This is a genomic window from Streptomyces sp. NPDC032822, from assembly GCF_055578825.1.
This window is the reverse complement of sequence record NZ_JBVIOL010000003.1, coordinates 492,250-508,010: the sequence shown is the minus strand read 5'-3', so window position 1 is coordinate 508,010 and position 15,761 is coordinate 492,250. Positions and strand designations below refer to the sequence as shown.

General features: G+C 71.4%; 17 protein-coding genes. 10 read left to right on the top strand and 7 right to left on the bottom strand.

Annotation, left to right across the window (positions count from 1 at the left end):
- Positions 1 to 102 precede the first annotated feature (102 nt).
- Positions 103 to 399: a hypothetical protein gene (locus ACZ5VD_RS11390; RefSeq protein WP_468549772.1), complete on the bottom strand. Its 297-nt coding sequence runs from the start codon at positions 397 to 399 to the stop codon at positions 103 to 105.
- A gap of 98 nt (positions 400 to 497) precedes the next feature.
- Between ACZ5VD_RS11390 and ACZ5VD_RS11385 the strand changes: the two genes are divergently transcribed.
- Positions 498 to 1,403 carry an oxygenase MpaB family protein gene (locus tag ACZ5VD_RS11385; RefSeq protein WP_468549771.1) on the top strand — a complete coding sequence of 302 codons (906 nt, stop codon included), beginning with the start codon at positions 498 to 500 and terminating at the stop codon, positions 1,401 to 1,403.
- 269 nt (positions 1,404 to 1,672) lie between these two features.
- A complete protein-coding gene (locus ACZ5VD_RS11380) occupies positions 1,673 to 2,428 on the top strand; it encodes an alpha/beta fold hydrolase (protein ID WP_468549770.1) in 756 nt (251 codons plus the stop codon).
- Positions 2,429 to 2,461: 33 nt separating this feature from the next.
- On the opposite strand, the gene ACZ5VD_RS11375 is transcribed toward ACZ5VD_RS11380, so the two are convergent.
- A complete protein-coding gene (locus tag ACZ5VD_RS11375) occupies positions 2,462 to 3,061 on the bottom strand; it encodes a class I SAM-dependent methyltransferase (RefSeq protein ID WP_468549769.1) in 600 nt (199 codons plus the stop codon).
- 152 nt (positions 3,062 to 3,213) lie between these two features.
- Here ACZ5VD_RS11375 and ACZ5VD_RS11370 point away from each other — a divergent pair, with 152 nt between their 5' ends.
- The 5 genes from ACZ5VD_RS11370 to ACZ5VD_RS11350 all read left to right on the top strand — a co-directional run bounded on the left by ACZ5VD_RS11370 (position 3,214) and on the right by ACZ5VD_RS11350 (position 8,157).
- Positions 3,214 to 3,987 carry an MHYT domain-containing protein gene (locus ACZ5VD_RS11370; RefSeq protein ID WP_468549768.1) on the top strand — a complete coding sequence of 258 codons (774 nt, stop codon included), beginning with the start codon at positions 3,214 to 3,216 and terminating at the stop codon, positions 3,985 to 3,987.
- A gap of 37 nt (positions 3,988 to 4,024) precedes the next feature.
- The gene (locus tag ACZ5VD_RS11365; protein ID WP_468682056.1) at positions 4,025 to 6,616 is read left to right on the top strand and encodes a sensor histidine kinase; all 2,592 of its coding nucleotides are present in this window, start codon (positions 4,025 to 4,027) and stop codon (positions 6,614 to 6,616) included.
- Positions 6,613 to 7,050, top strand: a complete 438-nt coding sequence (locus tag ACZ5VD_RS11360) for a roadblock/LC7 domain-containing protein (protein WP_468549766.1) — start codon at positions 6,613 to 6,615, stop codon at positions 7,048 to 7,050. Before ACZ5VD_RS11365 ends, ACZ5VD_RS11360 begins: the two co-directional genes overlap by 4 nt.
- Positions 7,051 to 7,073: 23 nt before the next feature.
- Positions 7,074 to 7,487: a DUF742 domain-containing protein gene (locus ACZ5VD_RS11355; protein WP_468549765.1), complete on the top strand. Its 414-nt coding sequence runs from the start codon at positions 7,074 to 7,076 to the stop codon at positions 7,485 to 7,487.
- Positions 7,488 to 7,551: 64 nt separating this feature from the next.
- Positions 7,552 to 8,157 carry a GTP-binding protein gene (locus ACZ5VD_RS11350; protein ID WP_468549764.1) on the top strand — a complete coding sequence of 202 codons (606 nt, stop codon included), beginning with the start codon at positions 7,552 to 7,554 and terminating at the stop codon, positions 8,155 to 8,157.
- Positions 8,158 to 8,171: 14 nt separating this feature from the next.
- On the opposite strand, the gene ACZ5VD_RS11345 is transcribed toward ACZ5VD_RS11350, so the two are convergent.
- Entirely contained in the window at positions 8,172 to 8,600 is a 429-nt protein-coding gene (locus ACZ5VD_RS11345; protein WP_468549763.1) for a PPOX class F420-dependent oxidoreductase, read from the bottom strand.
- A 95-nt stretch (positions 8,601 to 8,695) separates the two neighbouring features.
- On the opposite strand from ACZ5VD_RS11345, the gene ACZ5VD_RS11340 reads away from it, so the two are divergent.
- Together ACZ5VD_RS11340 and ACZ5VD_RS11335 are read left to right on the top strand one after the other, a co-directional pair.
- Positions 8,696 to 9,109, top strand: coding sequence for a roadblock/LC7 domain-containing protein (locus ACZ5VD_RS11340; protein WP_468549762.1), 414 nt, complete (start codon positions 8,696 to 8,698; stop codon positions 9,107 to 9,109).
- Positions 9,110 to 9,236: 127 nt separating this feature from the next.
- Entirely contained in the window at positions 9,237 to 10,220 is a 984-nt protein-coding gene (locus tag ACZ5VD_RS11335) for a DUF6397 family protein (RefSeq protein WP_468682054.1), read from the top strand.
- On the opposite strand, the gene ACZ5VD_RS11330 is transcribed toward ACZ5VD_RS11335, so the two are convergent.
- Together ACZ5VD_RS11330 and ACZ5VD_RS11325 are read right to left on the bottom strand one after the other, a co-directional pair.
- Complete coding sequence (locus tag ACZ5VD_RS11330) at positions 10,207 to 11,073, bottom strand: acyl-CoA thioesterase (protein WP_468549760.1); 867 nt, start codon at positions 11,071 to 11,073, stop codon at positions 10,207 to 10,209. The genes ACZ5VD_RS11335 and ACZ5VD_RS11330 overlap by 14 nt on opposite strands.
- 19 nt (positions 11,074 to 11,092) lie before the next feature.
- A complete protein-coding gene (locus ACZ5VD_RS11325) occupies positions 11,093 to 13,606 on the bottom strand; it encodes a DEAD/DEAH box helicase (RefSeq protein ID WP_468549759.1) in 2,514 nt (837 codons plus the stop codon).
- A 145-nt stretch (positions 13,607 to 13,751) separates the two neighbouring features.
- On the opposite strand from ACZ5VD_RS11325, the gene ACZ5VD_RS11320 reads away from it, so the two are divergent.
- Positions 13,752 to 14,546, top strand: a complete 795-nt coding sequence (locus ACZ5VD_RS11320; RefSeq protein WP_468549758.1) for a metal-dependent hydrolase — start codon at positions 13,752 to 13,754, stop codon at positions 14,544 to 14,546.
- A 59-nt stretch (positions 14,547 to 14,605) separates the two neighbouring features.
- On the opposite strand, the gene ACZ5VD_RS11315 is transcribed toward ACZ5VD_RS11320, so the two are convergent.
- Both ACZ5VD_RS11315 and ACZ5VD_RS11310 read right to left on the bottom strand, forming a co-directional pair.
- A complete protein-coding gene (locus ACZ5VD_RS11315) occupies positions 14,606 to 14,857 on the bottom strand; it encodes a type B 50S ribosomal protein L31 (RefSeq protein WP_468549757.1) in 252 nt (83 codons plus the stop codon).
- Positions 14,858 to 14,944: 87 nt separating this feature from the next.
- Positions 14,945 to 15,415, bottom strand: coding sequence for a DUF5709 domain-containing protein (locus ACZ5VD_RS11310; RefSeq protein WP_468549756.1), 471 nt, complete (start codon positions 15,413 to 15,415; stop codon positions 14,945 to 14,947).
- Positions 15,416 to 15,761: the final 346 nt, after the last annotated feature.

Below are 15,761 nucleotides of genomic sequence, written 5' to 3'. Positions count from 1 at the left end.
CACCCTAGTGCGCCCGGAAGGCGCTTGTCACGACTCCCCGGCACACCCGGAGCTGCAGTTTCCGACCCGGACGGGGCGAAACGACCACCGGAGGCCCCTGCGTCAGGCCGCCGGAAGCCCCAGAAGGGCCCGGGCCACCGTCCCGGGCTGCTCGTCGCGCTCCCGGGCGAGGGCGATGACGGCCCGACAGGCCAGCTCGTTCACCCCGAACGACAGGGCCTCCGGCGACACCCAGCCGGCGGCCTCGTCGATCCCCTCCTGGTCGTCCTCCGCGCACGCCGACACATACGCGGCGGCGGCCTCGAACAGGTTGTGCGAGCGGGTGTCCCGGGCGGTCTCCGTCCCGGCGCGCGAAAGGTTGACGAATCTGGCACAGAACTTGCGGACCCTGCCGAACATGTTGACCACTTTTCCCCGTGTGATTGCTGTGACTGATCGTTCATCTACCCCTACCCAAACTAGAGTTGGAGCTTCGGCGGCAGAAGGGGGACGGCGAGGTGAAGCGTTTCGAGAGGCTCGCACGGATCCGGACGATGCATCCGGAGAAGGAGGCCACCGAGATCTACCGGCTCACCGTGGCCTACGAGTTCCCCTGGGACGTCACCCGCGCCCTGGAGCTGGCCCTGTACCGGACCTACGCCGTGCCGGGCATCGGCCGGCTGCTGGCGGAGACGGCGGAGCTCACGGACCGGACGCAGAAGCGGTACGACGACACGGCGCTGCTGCTCGACGCCGTGGTCGAGCACGGTTTCGGCAGCGCGGAGGGCCGTACGGCGATCCGCCGCATCAACGAGATGCACCGCAGCTACGACATCGGCAACGACGAGATGCGGTACGTGCTCTGCACGTTCGTCGTGATGCCCAAACGCTGGATCGACGCCTACGGCTGGCGGCGGCTGTCGCGGCACGAGATCGTCGCCTCCGCCGTGCACCACCGCACGCTGGGGCGGCACATGGGGATCCGGGACGTACCGGAGACCTACGAGGAGTTCGAGGCATGTCTCGACGCCTACGAGAAGGCCCATTTCGCCTGGGACGCACGGGCGCGACAGGTCTCGGACGCCACGCTCGACCTGATGGCCTCCTGGTATCCGAGCCCTCTCGCACCCCTCCTGCGCGCCACGACGATCGCCCTGCTCGACGAACCGCTCCGGAAGGCGTTCCGCTACCCGTCTCCGAGCGCCGCGACCCGCGCGGTCGTGCGCGGCGCGGTCCGGCTGCGCGGACGGGCCGTCAGACTGCTGCCGCCCCGGAGCGCGCCGCACCACGCGCGCCACAACCGGGAGGTCAAGGGATATCCGGACGGCTACCGGCTGGACGACCTGGGCACCCGCCCGGTGCAAGGAGTGCGGGGCTGCCCCGTGCGCCGCACCGGCCCGTCGGAGGTCACCCCCGGCGAGTGAGCCGAGGGCGTCGCGCGGCCAGGTGAGTTCGGCCCGGGGCGTGGCTCGGGCGATGGTCTGCCGTCCGCGCCGGAAGGGTCGTCCCACTCCTCGGCGCGCGGCGGACGGGCGCCCTCGTAGGAGAAGCGCGCGGGCTCCTCCGGGAAGGCCGGCCCGCGTCACGGTACGGTCGTCGGCGCGTCGGCGTCGACGGGGTGCCGGAGGAAGACGAGCACCGTGAACCAGCGGTTCTTCCGAAGGAGAAGGAGAAGGAGAGGGAAGAGGGGCTCATGAAGCAGACCGAGTTCGACGGCAGGGGGAGCTGCGTCCGGTGGACGGAGACCCCGGGGGAGGGGCCCGCGCGCGTGTACCTGCACGGGCTGGGCTCGGTCTCGGCGGTCTATCACGCGCACATCGCGTCGCGGCCCGAACTCACGGGCCGGCGCAGCCTGTTCGTGGACCTGCCGGGGCACGGCATCAGTGACCGTCCCGGCGATTTCGGATACACGCTGGAGGATCACGCCGGTGCCCTGGCGGCGGCACTGGACGCGGCGGGCGTGGCCGGTGGAGAGCTCGTCGCGCACAGCATGGGTGGCGCGGTCGCCGTCGTGCTGGCGCACCGACGGCCCGACCTGGTCTCCCGGCTGGTCCTCACGGAGGCCAACCTCGACGCCTTCCCGCCGCCCTCGGCCGGCAGCAGCGGCATCGCCTCCTACGAGGAGGAGGCGTTCGTCGACGGCGGGTACGCGCGCGTGCTGGACGCGGTGGGCCCCCTGTGGGCGGCGACGATGCGCCTGACCGACCCGCGCGCCCTGCACCGCACCGCCGTCGGACTGCGGCGCGGATCGGAGCCCGTCATGCGCACGATCCTCGAAGGGCTGACCGTCGACCGCGTCTACCTGCAAGGGGAGTTCAGCGGTGAACTCGACGGGAGGAAGGACCTGGAAGCCGCGGGAGTACGCGTGGTGACCGTGCCCGGCGCCGGGCACAACATCATGTTCGACAACGCCGACGCGTTCGTGGCGGCGGTCGCCGGACAGGCCTGACGCCCCGCGGAGCCACCGGCGAGGTGCTTCCGGTCAGTCCTCGCGGACGGCCAGCGCCAGGAAGCGGTCGTCCCGGTCGACGTACGAGGTCATGCGCCACCCGGAACCCGCCAGCAGGGGGCGGAGGTTGGACTCCGCGCGCAGATCCTCCGGGGTGAGCCGCCGGCCCTGGCGGGCCGCGAGCGCCGCTCTGCCGATCGGGTGGAACAGGGCCAGCGCGCCGCCGGGGCGGACCACCCGCGCCAACTCCCGCAGGTTCTCGGCGGGACGGGGCAGGTGCGAGACGAGACCCGCGCCGAACACCGCGTCCAGCGACCGCGAACGCAGCGGCAGCGTGGTCACGTCGGTGAGCAGCAACCACCCGTCCCGGCCCCGTCCGGCCCGTACGGCGGCCTCCAGCATGGCGCGGGTCAGATCCGCCCCGACGACCACTCCCGAGGGCCCCACGGCCTCGCGCAGTGGCGTCAGGGCCCGTCCGGTGCCGCAGCCCGCGTCGAGCACCCGGTCCCCCGCACGCAGCCCGAGATCCGCGACCGCGGCGGCGTAGGCGGGCCCGTCGTCCGGGAAGCGGCTGTCCCAGTCGGCGGCGCGGGCGCCGAAGAACTCCTGGACATGTGTGTGGTCGTCGCTCATGTTCCGCATGATCCCTCACCGACAGGGATGACGCTCCGGCGCACACGTTCGAGCATGACGCGATCGTTCCGGTGCCTCTCTGCGCCATATTGCAACACCTTTCGAAATGCGCTCCCTTTGTATGCCCCTGCCCGGACTAGCGTCCCGGAGCCATGGGACACATGGACCACGCCGCCCTGGGGTGGCTGACCCCCGCGCTGTCATATGTGATGGCCTGCATCGGCGCCGCGCTCGGGTTGCGCTGCACCGTTCGCGCGCTCGGCGCCACCGGGCGCTCACGCCGCAACTGGCTCGTCACCGCGGCCTCCGCGATCGGCACCGGCATCTGGACCATGCACTTCGTGGCCATGCTCGGGTTCAGCGTCAGCGGCACCGACATCCGCTACGACGTGCCGCTCACCATCGCGAGCCTCCTCGTCGCCATGATCGTCGTCTGCGCCGGCGTCTTCGCCGTCGGCTACAGCCGGGACCGCACCCGCGCGCTCTTCCTCGGCGGACTCACCACCGGGCTCGGCGTCGCGAGCATGCACTACCTCGGCATGGCGGCGGTACGGCTGCACGGCGACGTCACCTACGACCCGGTGCTCGTCGGACTCTCCGTCCTGATCGCCGTGGTCGCGGCGACAGCGGCCCTGTGGGCGGCCCTCAACATCAAGTCACCCGTCGCCGTCACGCTCGCCTCCCTGATCATGGGGGCGGCCGTGAGCAGCATGCACTACACCGGGATGTTCGCGGTGGACGTGAACGTCGCGCCCTCCGGGGCGGTCCTGCCCGGGGCCACGGCGATGCAGTTCATCTTCCCGCTCGCCGTCGGACTCGGGTCCTACCTCTTCCTGACCTCGGCCTTCGTCGCACTGTCGCCGACGACCGGGGAGCGCCGGGCATCCGCCTCGGCCCAGCAGCCGATCGAGAGCACGGCCCACTGACGGCACGCCCCGAACACCACATTCGAGCGAGGAGGCCATGCGTACACCGCGTAGGACCCCCACAGCCGGCGCCGAGACGCCGCACCAGACCCCCGTGCGCGGACGCCGCGCACACGCCGGACCCCCGGCCGAAGAAGGCCCGGAGGATCCCGTGGGCGCGACACCGGACGAAGCACCCGCGCGCGAGGGGCGCTGGCTGATGCGCCCGCGGACGGTCCGCGCCAAGATCGTCTGCCTGCTCATGGTGCCCGTGGTGTCCCTGCTCGCCCTGTGGGCGTACGCCACCGTCACCACCGCCCAGGACGTCGCCCGGCTGCGGCAGTTGCAGCGTGTGGACTCCGGGATCCGGACCCCGCTCGCGGCGGCCGTGGCCGCGCTGCAGACCGAGCGGGCCGCCGCCGTCCGCTACGCCACCGACCCGGCGGCCGGACAGGGCGGCGACCTGAAGAGGATCACGCAGCGCACGGACCGCGCGGTGGCCGGACTGCGCCTCGGGGACGCCAACACCATCGCCGACAGCGAGGAGTTGCCCGCAGGCGTGGCGCAGCGGCTCGAAGCGTTCGTCACCGGCACCGAACAACTGCGTTCCGTGCGCGCGGCCGTGCTCGACCGCCGCGCGGGCTGGGACGAGACCTACGGCCGGTACACGAAGACCATCGGGAGCGCCTTCGCGGTGGGGGGCGCCCTCACCGGCATCCAGGACGCCGAACTCGGCTCCGACGCACGCGTGCTGCTGGAGTTCTCCCGCGCCGCCGAGGCACTGGCCCAGGAGGACGTCGTCCTGGGCAGCGCGCGGCTGGCCGGCGGTCTCTCGGGGGAGCGGTTGCGGCTGTTCACCGGAGCCGTCGACACCCGTCGCGCCCTCACTGAGTCCGCGGTCGCCGACCTGCGCGGTTCCGAACGCGCCGCCTGGCAGCGCCTCGCGGACGGCGGCGCCTACACGACCGTGGGTGCCACCGAGGACAGGATCCTCGCCGTCGGCGCAGGCGCCCGCGCGATCCGGGCGGCACCGGAAGTCCCCTGGACCGAGGCACACGCGCGCGTGCAGAACGGCATGCGGGCCATCGAGGAGGACACGGGGCGCGGTGTCGCCGACCGGGCCGACCCGTTCACCCGCGGCCTGCTCACCCCCGCCGGTGCCGCCGTACTCCTCGGACTCGTCGCCGTCGCGTCCTCACTCGTCATCTCCGTGCGCATCGGACGCGGCCTCGTCGTCGAACTGGTGAGTCTGCGCAACGACGCCCTGGAGATCGCCCGCCGCAAACTCCCCGAGGCCATGCGGAAGCTGCGCGCGGGCGAGGAGATCGACGTCCACTCCGAGGCCCCGCCCGGACCACCCGCGGAGGACGAGGCCGGCCAGGTCGCCGAGGCGCTGGGCACCGTGCACCGCGCCGCGCTGCGCGCCGCCGTCGAACGCGCCGAACTCGCCAGCGGCATCTCCGGGGTCTTCGTCAACCTCGCCCGCCGCAGCCAGGTTCTCGTCCACCGGCAGCTGAGTCTCCTCGACAGCATGGAACGCCGCTCCGAGGACCCCAACGAACTCAGCGACCTCTTCAGGCTCGACCACCTCACCACCCGCATGCGGCGCCACGCCGAGAGCCTGATCATCCTCTCCGGTGCCGCACCCGGCCGCGCCTGGCGCATGCCGGTCTCCCTGACGAACGTGGTCCGCGCGGCCGTCTCCGAAGTCGAGGACTACGCGCGCGTGGAGGTACGACAACTCCCCGACGCGGCCGTCGTCGGCGGGGCCGTCGCCGACCTCACCCACCTCCTCGCCGAGATCATCGAGAACGCGGCCCAGTTCTCACCGCCCCACACGCGCGTGCGTGTCACCGGCGAACCCGTCGGCAACGGCTACGCCGTGGAGGTCGAGGACCGGGGTCTGGGCATGGGCAAGGAGAGCCTCGCCGAGGCCAACCGGCGCATCGAACAGTCCGAGGCGCTCGACCTGTTCGACAGCGACCGACTGGGCCTCTTCGTGGTCAGCAGGCTCGCGGCCCGGCACGGCATCAAGGTCCACCTGCGCACCTCCCCCTACGGCGGGACCACCACGGTCGTCCTGCTGCCCACAGCCCTGCTCCACGCCGGTGCGACGGAACGTTCCCCCCGCCGGGTGGAGGAAGCGGAGCGACCCGCGGAACACGAGTACGCGCGCGTGGCCGCCGTCGCCCAGCACCAGGAGTCCGTCCCGGCACCGGCGGACCGCCCCGCACTGGTGGCACCCGTGCCCGCACCCGCGCCCGCCCCGGCCCCCACACCCGCACGGGCACCCGCCTCGGCTCCGGCCTCGGCCTCGGCTTCGGCGCGGGTCACGACCGGAGGGCCACCTCCCGGGGTCACCGCCCTGCGTCTGCACCGTCCCGTGGACGACGTCCCCGAGGACTCGGACGACCTTCCACGCCGGGTCCGGCAGGCGCATCTCGCCCCCCAACTGCGTGAGCGACGTGCGGAGGAGCCGGCACAGGAGTTCCCGGCCCCGAGCGACGACCGACGCACACCCGAAGTCGTCAGGGACCGTATGGCGGCCTACCGCGAAGGCTGGACCCGCGGCGGCGGCAGGCAACCCGGTCGCGGTGCCGTCCCGGATTCCCCGGCGGGCGGCCACAGCAGCGAAGGAGATCCCCAATGATCCAGGACCCGAGCATGAGAGCCGCCCAGCGGTCCGGCGAACTCGACTGGCTGCTGGACGACCTGGTCGTACGCGTGAGCGAGGTACGGCACGCCGTGGTGCTGTCCAACGACGGGCTCGCCGTGGGCGCGTCGACCGACCTGCGCCGTGAGGACGCCGAACACCTCGCCGCCGTCGCCTCCGGCTTCCACAGCCTGGCCAAGGGCACGGGCCGGCACTTCGGCGCCGGAGGCGTACGCCAGACCATGGTGGAGATGGACGAGGGCTTCCTGTTCGTGGCCGCCGCGGGCGACGGCTCCTGTCTCGCCGTCCTCACCGCCGTGACCGCGGACATCGGCCTGGTCGCCTACGAGATGGCACGACTGGTCAAGCGCGTCGGCGAGCACCTGTACACGCCGACACGTGTCGGCGCGCGGCCCCCCGCCGCCGGCTGAGGCGAGAAGACGGGTCCATACACATGACCGAGGACATGACGGACGCTGCGCGGGAGCAGGGCAGCCAGTGGTACGACGGCGAGGCCGGACCGCTCGTCCGGCCGTACGCCATGACGGGCGGACGCACCAAACCCGGCCCTACCGGAGTGCGATTCGACCTGATCGCCCTGGTGACGCTGGACGCGGCCGCGCCCGGCGTCGACGACGACACCGCGCTGGGCCCCGAACACCGGGCCCTGATCGACCTGTGCCGCCCGGAGACCCAGTCGGTCGCGGAACTCTCCGCGGACGCCGACCTGCCCGTGGGAGTGGTCAGGGTGCTCCTCGGTGACCTGCTGGAACTCGGCTGTGTCACCGTCAGCCGCCCGGTACCGCCCGCGCAGCTGCCCGACGAGCGCATTCTGCGCGAGGTGATCGAGGGACTGAGAGCGCTGTAGACGAACGACGAGAACCACCCGGACCGGCACCGCGCCGACATGGCACTCCCGAGAGAAGTGATCGATGGTCTCCGATGACTCCGACGTCCAGGACGGCGAAACAACCGCGCTGGCGCTGAAGATACTGGTCGCCGGCGGGTTCGGCGTGGGCAAGACGACCCTGGTGGGCGCGGTCAGCGAGATCAGGCCGCTGCGCACCGAGGAACTGCTCAGTGAGGTCGGCCAGCTGGTCGACGACACCGACGGCGTGGACCAGAAGGTCACCACGACCGTCGCCATGGACTTCGGCCGCATCACCATCCGCTCCGGTCTGTCCCTGTACCTGTTCGGAACGCCGGGCCAGGACCGCTTCTGGTTCCTGTGGGACGAACTGTCGCAGGGTGCCCTGGGGGCCGTGGTCCTCGCCGACACCCGCCGACTGGAGGACTGCTTCCCCGCCGTGGACTACTTCGAGCACCGGCACATCCCGTTCGTGGTGGCCGTCAACTGCTTCACGGGCGCCCGGTCCTACGGCGCCCAGGACGTCTCACGCGCCCTCGACCTCGACCGGGGCACACCCGTGGTGCTCTGCGACGCCCGTGACCGCGACTCGGGAAAGGAGGTGCTGATCCGGCTCGTCGAGTACGCCGGGCGGATGCACACCGCCCGGCTGCTCGACTCGGTGAGCTGACCCGGTCGCCCGGATCAGTCGGCGACGGCCCGCTGGGCGAGGACCTTGTCGATCGAGACGCGGACCAGGAGCTCGCCCGGTACGCCGTTGCGGGCCCCGAACTCCGCCGCCCGCTCCTCGCCCATGTAGCGCGCCCCGATCCGGGCCGCCCAGTGCCCGACCTCGTCGAGGTTCTCCACGAGCCGGGCGCGACCCTGGATCACCACGAAGTCGAAAGGCGGCCGGTCGTCGTCCACACACAGGGCGACCCGGCCGTCCCGGGCCAGGTTGCGGCCCTTCACGCTGGTCTTGGCGGTGTTGAACACGATCTCGTCGCCATCGAGCAGGAACCAGATCGGTGTCAGGTGCGGGCTCCCGTCGGCCCGCACGGTGGACAGCTTGCCGGTGCGGGTGCCGTACGAGACGAACTCCCGCCATTCTGCTTCGGTCATCTTCTCTGCCATGCCCCCATCTTCCTTGCCCGGGCGACAGCGGTGGGTAAGGCTTGCGGGGGAGATCCTCCGGGGCGGAGGAGACGTCACACGGGGAGACGGGAAACATGGCGCAGAACCAGGGACTTGGCTGGCTGCTGGACGACCTGACCGAGCGCGTCGAACACGTGCGGCACGCCCTGGTCCTCTCCAACGACGGGCTGGTGACCGGGGCGAGCACGGGACTTCGCCGTGAGGACGCCGAGCACCTGGCCGCCGTCTCCTCCGGACTGCACAGCCTGGCCAAGGGCTCGGGACGGCACTTCGGCGCGGGCCGGGTGCGCCAGACGATGGTCGAGTTCGACGACGCGGTGCTCTTCGTCACCGCGGCGGGCACCGGCAGCTGCCTGTGCGTGCTCAGCGGCGCCGAGGCCGACATCGGCCAGATCGCCTACGAGATGACCCTGCTCGTCAACCGGGTCGGCGAGCACCTCGGAGTGGACGTCCGACATCCCGAGCGAAGCCCGACGACAGACGACTGACCTGCGTCTTCGTCATGCCCCGTGGAGTTATCCACAGGCTCGTCGCGATGTCCGCCGGACCGGCTACGGTTTTTGTCACGGCGAACGCACACAGCGTGAGCGACCGACTCCACGGGGGAGATCGACCATGTCCGTCGACACCATCGGCACAGCACACCGCCCCTCCTGCGCACCGAGCCGCGCCGCACGGGAACTGGGGCTCAGGCGAGGCGAATTCGACCTCGGCATGCACCTCGGACACATCCGGACCGTGCCCGACGAAGGGGGCGGAGGCCGTCGCGTCACCTGCTCCGAGATCGACCGGCTCCGTGCCCTCGAAGGCTTCCCCGAGTCCCTGCGGGAGCGCGTGAAGGCCGTGGGCGCCACCGAGGGGGCGGCCGTCATGGAGGTGCCCCTGGCCCGGTTCACGCGCCTGGCGCGCCTGGGCCTGGTGGTGCCGGTCACCTTCTACCTGAACCGCTACCGGACTGTGGTCTGGCAGTACCTGGCCGAGGAACTACGGCAGTTCGCGGCCGACGAGAAGAACGCCCGGCTGTTGAAGGCCCGGATGCCCGAGGGGCTGCGCGGCCAACTGGACGCCGGACTGGATCTGCGCGCGCGCAACTGGCGCGGACGCCAACTGGGATTCCTGCTCCGCCAGGCCGGTGACGCGTGGGAGGAGGCCGGAGCCGTGGCCGCGTTCCTCGACCCCCTTCAGGTCGCGGAGATCGTCACCGACCCCTACGAGCGCTCCCACCTCAATCGCTTCCGGCCGGGACCGCCCACCCACGGCGCACCGGGCTCGCCCGCCGCGCACCTCGCGGAGAAGATCATGAGGGCGGACCACCCGGACGAGATCGGCTGGCTGAGGGCCGACCTGGCCCGAGTGCTGCGGGAGGCACGGGAACACCGGCCCGCACCGCGCCCCACCTCCGGATCGGCCCCCGCGGCCACATCCGCCGCCGTGGCGAAACCGGCTCCCGTGACAGCGCGGCACGGCACCCCCGGGCCCGACCGCCCGGGGCCGCCCCGAAAACTGCTGGGCTGGCTGCGGCGCGGCAACCCCCGCTCGTCGGGGCCCCGGGCCGGCGGCCCGCAGAGCCCCGCGTCGAACCGGCCTACAGGGCTCTGAACAACCCCTCCTGGACGACGGACACGAGCATCCGTCCCTCCAGGTCGTAGATCCGGCCGCGGGCCAGACCACGTCCCCCCGTCGCGATCGGCGACTCCTGGTCGTACAGGAACCACTCGTCCGCGCGGAACGGCCGGTGGAACCACATGGCGTGGTCCAGCGACGCCATGTCGAACCCCCGCGGACCCCACAGGGGTTCGACCGGGATACGGACGGCGTCCAGGAGCGTCATGTCGCTGGCGTAGGTCAGCGCGCAGGTGTGCACGAGCGGGTCGTCGCCGAGCGGCCCGACCGCGCGCATCCAGACCGCGCTGCGCGGCTCGGCGTCCTTGACCTCCTCGGTGGTCCAGCGCAGCCGGTCCACGTAACGGATGTCGAAGGGCTGACGGCGTGCCATGCGCTCCAACTGCTCCGGCAGCGAGCCCAGATGCTCCCGGATCTCCTCCGTGACCGTCGGCAGGGACTCCGGGGGCGGCACCTTGCGGGCCGGCGGCAACTGGTGCTCGAAACTCCCCTGCTCAGGCTTGTGGAAGGAGGCGGTGAGATTGAAGATCGTGCGGCCCTGCTGCACACCGGTGACCCGGCGGGTCGTGAACGACCGACCGTCCCGCACCCGTTCGACCTGGTACACGATCGGCACACCCGGCCGCCCGGGACGCAGGAAGTACGCGTGCAGCGAGTGCACCGGGCGGTCACCCTCCGTGGTGCGGCCGGCGGCGACCAGCGCCTGGCCGGCCACCTGGCCGCCGAAGACCCGCTGGAGGGATTCGTTGGGGCTGAGCCCGCGGAAGATGTTGACCTCGATCTGCTCCAGGTCGAGCAGGTCGACCAGCTTCTCGGCCGGGTTCGTCATCAGTGGGTCTCTCCTGTACTCACAGCTGGCCGACGTCGGTGACACGCACGATCGCACGGCCCTCGGCGTCGGATCCCACCAGGTCGACCTCCGCGCTGATGCCCCAGTCGTGATCGTCGTTCGGGTCGTCGAAGATCTGACGGACGCGCCACAGACCGTTCTCCGGCTCCTCCTCGATCATCAGCAGCTTGGGGCCGCGGGCGTCGGGACCGGTGCCGAGGTCGTCGTACTCGTCCCAGTACTTGTCCATCGCCTCGCCCCAGGCGTCGGCGTCCCAGCCGGCCTCGGCGTCCAACTCGCCCAGCTCCGCCACCTGGTCGAGGGCGGCCAGTTCGACGCGCCGGAACAGGGCGTTGCGGACCAGGACACGGAAGGCGCGGGCGTTCGCCGTCACCGGCTTGACCTGGTCGGCCTTCTCCTGGGCCTCCTCGGCGGTCATCTCCTCCGGGTTGGCGAGCTGCTCCCACTCGTCCAGCAGACTGGAGTCCACCTGGCGCACCATCTCGCCGAGCCACTCGATCAGGTCCTGGAGATCCTCGGACTTGAGGTCGTCGGGGACGGTGTGGTCAAGGGCCTTGTAGGCGCTCGCGAGGTAGCGCAGCACAATGCCCTCGGTGCGGGCCAGATCGTAGTGGGACACCAACTCCGTGAAGGACATCGCCCGTTCGTACATGTCACGGATGATGGACTTCGGGGACAGCGGGTGGTCGCCCACCCACGGATGGCTCTTGCGGTACGTGTCGTACGCGTGGAAGAGCAGCTCCTCAAGGGGCTTCGGGTACGTGACGTCCTGGAGTCGCTCCATGCGCTCCTCGTACTCGACGCCGTCCGCCTTCATCGCGGCCACCGCCTCGCCGCGCGCCTTGTTCTGCTGGGCGGCGAGGATCTGCCGCGGGTCGTCGAGCGTGGACTCGACGACAGAGACCATGTCCAGGGCGTAGGACGGCGACTCGGGGTCGAGGAGTTCGAACGCGGCGAGGGCGAAGGTGGACAGCGGCTGGTTGAGCGCGAAGTCCTGCTGCAGGTCCACCGTCAGACGGACGATGCGGCCCTCGGCGTCCGGCTGGTCGAGCTTCTCGACGATGCCGCCGTCCAGGAGCGACCGGTAGATGGCGATCGCCCGCCGGATGTGCCGGATCTGCTGCTTGCGCGGCTCGTGGTTGTCCTCCAGGAGGTGCCGCATCGCCTCGAAGGCGTTGCCCGGCCGGGCGATCACCGACAGCAGCATGGTGTGCGTGACCCGGAACCGGGACGTCAACGGCTCCGGCTCGGAGCCGATGAGCTTCTCGAAGGTGGTGTCCGACCACCCGACGAACCCCTCGGGCGCCTTCTTGCGCACGACCTTCCGGCGCTTCTTCGGGTCGTCGCCCGCCTTGTTCAGCGCCTTCTCGTTCTCCACCACGTGCTCGGGAGCCTGCGCCACGACCAGGCCCGCCGTGTCGAAGCCCGCCCGGCCGGCGCGCCCGGCGATCTGGTGGAACTCACGCGCGCGCAGCGTGCGCACTCGGATGCCGTCGTACTTGGCCAGCGCGGTGAACAGCACGGTCCTGATGGGCACGTTGACGCCCACGCCGAGGGTGTCCGTACCGCAGATGACCTTCAGCAGCCCGGCCTGGGCGAGCTTCTCCACGAGACGCCGGTACTTGGGCAGCATGCCGGCGTGGTGGACACCGATGCCGTGCCGCACGTAGCGGGAGAGGTTGCGGCCGAACTTGGTGGTGAAGCGGAAGTTGCCGATCAGCGCGGCGATCTGGTCCTTCTCCTCACGCGTGCACATGTTGATGCTCATCAGCGCCTGCGCCCGCTCGACGGCCTGCGCCTGTGTGAAGTGCACGATGTAGACCGGCGCCTGTTTGGTCTCCAGCAGCTCGGTCAGCGTCTCCGTGAGCGGAGTGAGTCGGTACTCGTAGGAGAGCGGCACCGGACGGGTCGCCGAGCGGACCACCGACGTCGGCCGGCCGGTGCGGCGGGTGAGGTCCTTCTCGAACATCGCGACGTCACCGAGCGTCGCCGACATCAGGATGAACTGCGCCTGGGGCAGTTCCAGGATCGGGATCTGCCAGGCCCAGCCGCGGTCCGTCTCCGCGTAGAAGTGGAACTCGTCCATCACCACCTGGCCGACGTCCGCGTGCTTGCCGTCGCGCAGCGCGATCGAGGCGAGCACCTCGGCGGTGCAGCAGATGACGGGAGCGTCGGCGTTGACGGACGCGTCGCCGGTCAGCATGCCGACGTTCTCGGTGCCGAACATCTTGCACAGCTCGAAGAACTTCTCCGAGACGAGCGCCTTGATCGGAGCGGTGTAGAAGGTGACCTGGTCACGGGCCAGCGCCGCGAAGTGGGCGCCCGCCGCGATCATGCTCTTGCCGGAGCCGGTGGGCGTCGACACGATCACGTTCGCACCCGAGACCGCCTCGATCAGCGCCTCCTCCTGGTGCGGGTAGAGCGTGAGACCGCGCTCCTGGGCCCACGACTCGAAAGCGTCGTACAGGGCGTCGGGGTCGGCGGTCGGCGGCAGCTGATCGATGAGGGTCACCCACCCATCTTGCCTGCCCTCCTGCCCTATGGGGGAATCGGATGCGGGTACGAAGATCGCGAACGCTACGCTGTGACGCCGACGGAGTGTCAGCGCACCCGGTCAACTGGACAGCGGCATACGAGGAATGGGGCGGGCAACGCCGATGATGGGACCAGCACACTCGCTCTCGGGCGCCGCGGCCTGGCTGGGCGTCGGCGCGGCGGCGGCCGCGGCCGGGCACACCATGCCGTGGCCGGTTCTCCTGGTCGGGGCTCTGATCTGCGCCGGAGCGGCGCTCGCCCCGGACCTGGACCACAAGGCGGCCACGATCTCGCGGTCCTTCGGGCCGATCTCCCGCGGACTGTGCGAGATCGTCGACAAACTCTCCTACGCGGTCTACAAGGCCACCAAGAAGCAGGGCGACCCGCGCCGCTCCGGTGGGCACCGGACGCTCACCCACACCTGGCTGTGGGCCGTGCTCATCGGCGCGGGCGCCTCGGTGGCGGCGATCACCGGCGGGCGCTGGGCGGTGCTGGCGATCCTCTTCGTGCACCTGGTGCTGGCCATCGAAGGCCTGCTGTGGCGGGCGACCCGGGGTTCCAGCGCCGACGTCCTGGTCTGGCTGCTGGCCGCGACCAGCTCGTGGATCCTCGCCGGTTTCCTGGACAAGACGGGCAACGGCTCCGACTGGCTGTTCGCGGCGCCGGGCCAGGAGTACCTGTGGCTGGGGCTGCCCATCGTGCTGGGCGCGCTGGTCCACGACATCGGGGACGCGCTGACCGTCTCCGGGTGCCCGGTCCTGTGGCCGATCCCGGTGGGCCGCAAGCGCTGGTACCCGATCGGTCCGCCGAAGTTCATGCGGTTCCGGGCCGGCAGCTGGGTCGAGCTGAAGGTGCTGATGCCGGCGTTCATGCTGCTCGGGGGAGTGGGCTGCGCGGCGGCGCTCAACTTCATCTGAGGGCCGCGGCCGTCCGGACCGGGGCTGCCTGGTCCGGGGCAGCCCGGCCCGGGGTGGTCTCAGTCCGTTCCGGCGCCGTAGCGCCGTTCGAACTGGGCGATGCGGCCTTCCGTGTCCACGGTGCGGGCCTTGCCGGTGTAGAAGGGGTGGCTCTCCGAGGAGATCTCCACGTCCACCACCGGGTACGTCTTGCCGTCGTCCCACTCGATGGTCCGGTCGCTGCTCGCGGTGGACCGGGTCAGGAAGGCGAATCCGGCGGCGCGGTCGCGGAAGACGACCTCGTGGTAGTCGGGCTGCTTGTCCTGCTGCATCGCTGCTCCTTGTGCGGTTCGTACGGCGTCGGTGAGCTGATCGAGGCCGAGGCGGATGTCGAGGGGCCGGCGGGTTCCACGGCGGGATCAGCCGTACAGGGCGTCCTCGTCGACGATGTGCATCGCGGCCTCCTCGGCCGAGGAGGCCGCGCCGTCGATGCCCACGTCCGTGGCGATCAGCGCGCTCTCCTCGTCCTCGTGCGCCCCTTCGTCGGGTGCCACGAGGCGGCCGGAGCGGGCCGAGCCGACCTCGTTGTCCCGGAGTTCCCCGTCGGTGCCCTCGCAGTCGCCGATGCCGTCGTCCTCGGAGGCGGCGAGGTCGGGCACCTCCTCCGAGAGCCGCTGGTCCAGCGTTTCGCCCTGGCGGCGCTCGGCGGCCGTCACCCCGCTGTGCTCCACCCCCCAGGGACGCTCCGGAGGGGACCAGCCCCGGTCGAGGGGATCGCCGACACCGTCGTTCTCCAGGGTGTCCTCCGCGTCGAGCAGCCCCGCGTCGTCCTGGATCTCCGATCCGTCGGGCTGGTAGACGTCGTCGCCCCATCCGTCGGCGCTGGTCACGGGTACCTCCAGGTGGTGAGGGCGGGCGCGTCCTCCCCGCGGTCGACGGCCGGACGCCGGCGTACGGGACACACGCGGCGCGCGTCGGCGCACCGCGTGCACCGCGCGTGCTCGCCGAGCCGGTGCCGGTTTCCAGCCTTCCACCCCTTTTCGGAACCGCGCAACGCCACGGACACGGCGGGCCGAAGGCATCTCGCCCCCGGACCGCCTCCGCTCACCGCCGACCGGCCTCCGCACGGCCCGCACCGGGCCGCCCCCGACCGGCCTCCGCCCGTGCCTGGCCGGTGCAGCGCCGACCGCCCCACACAGACCCCGGTTCGGGAGGGCCGGGCCATCCCGCCCACAC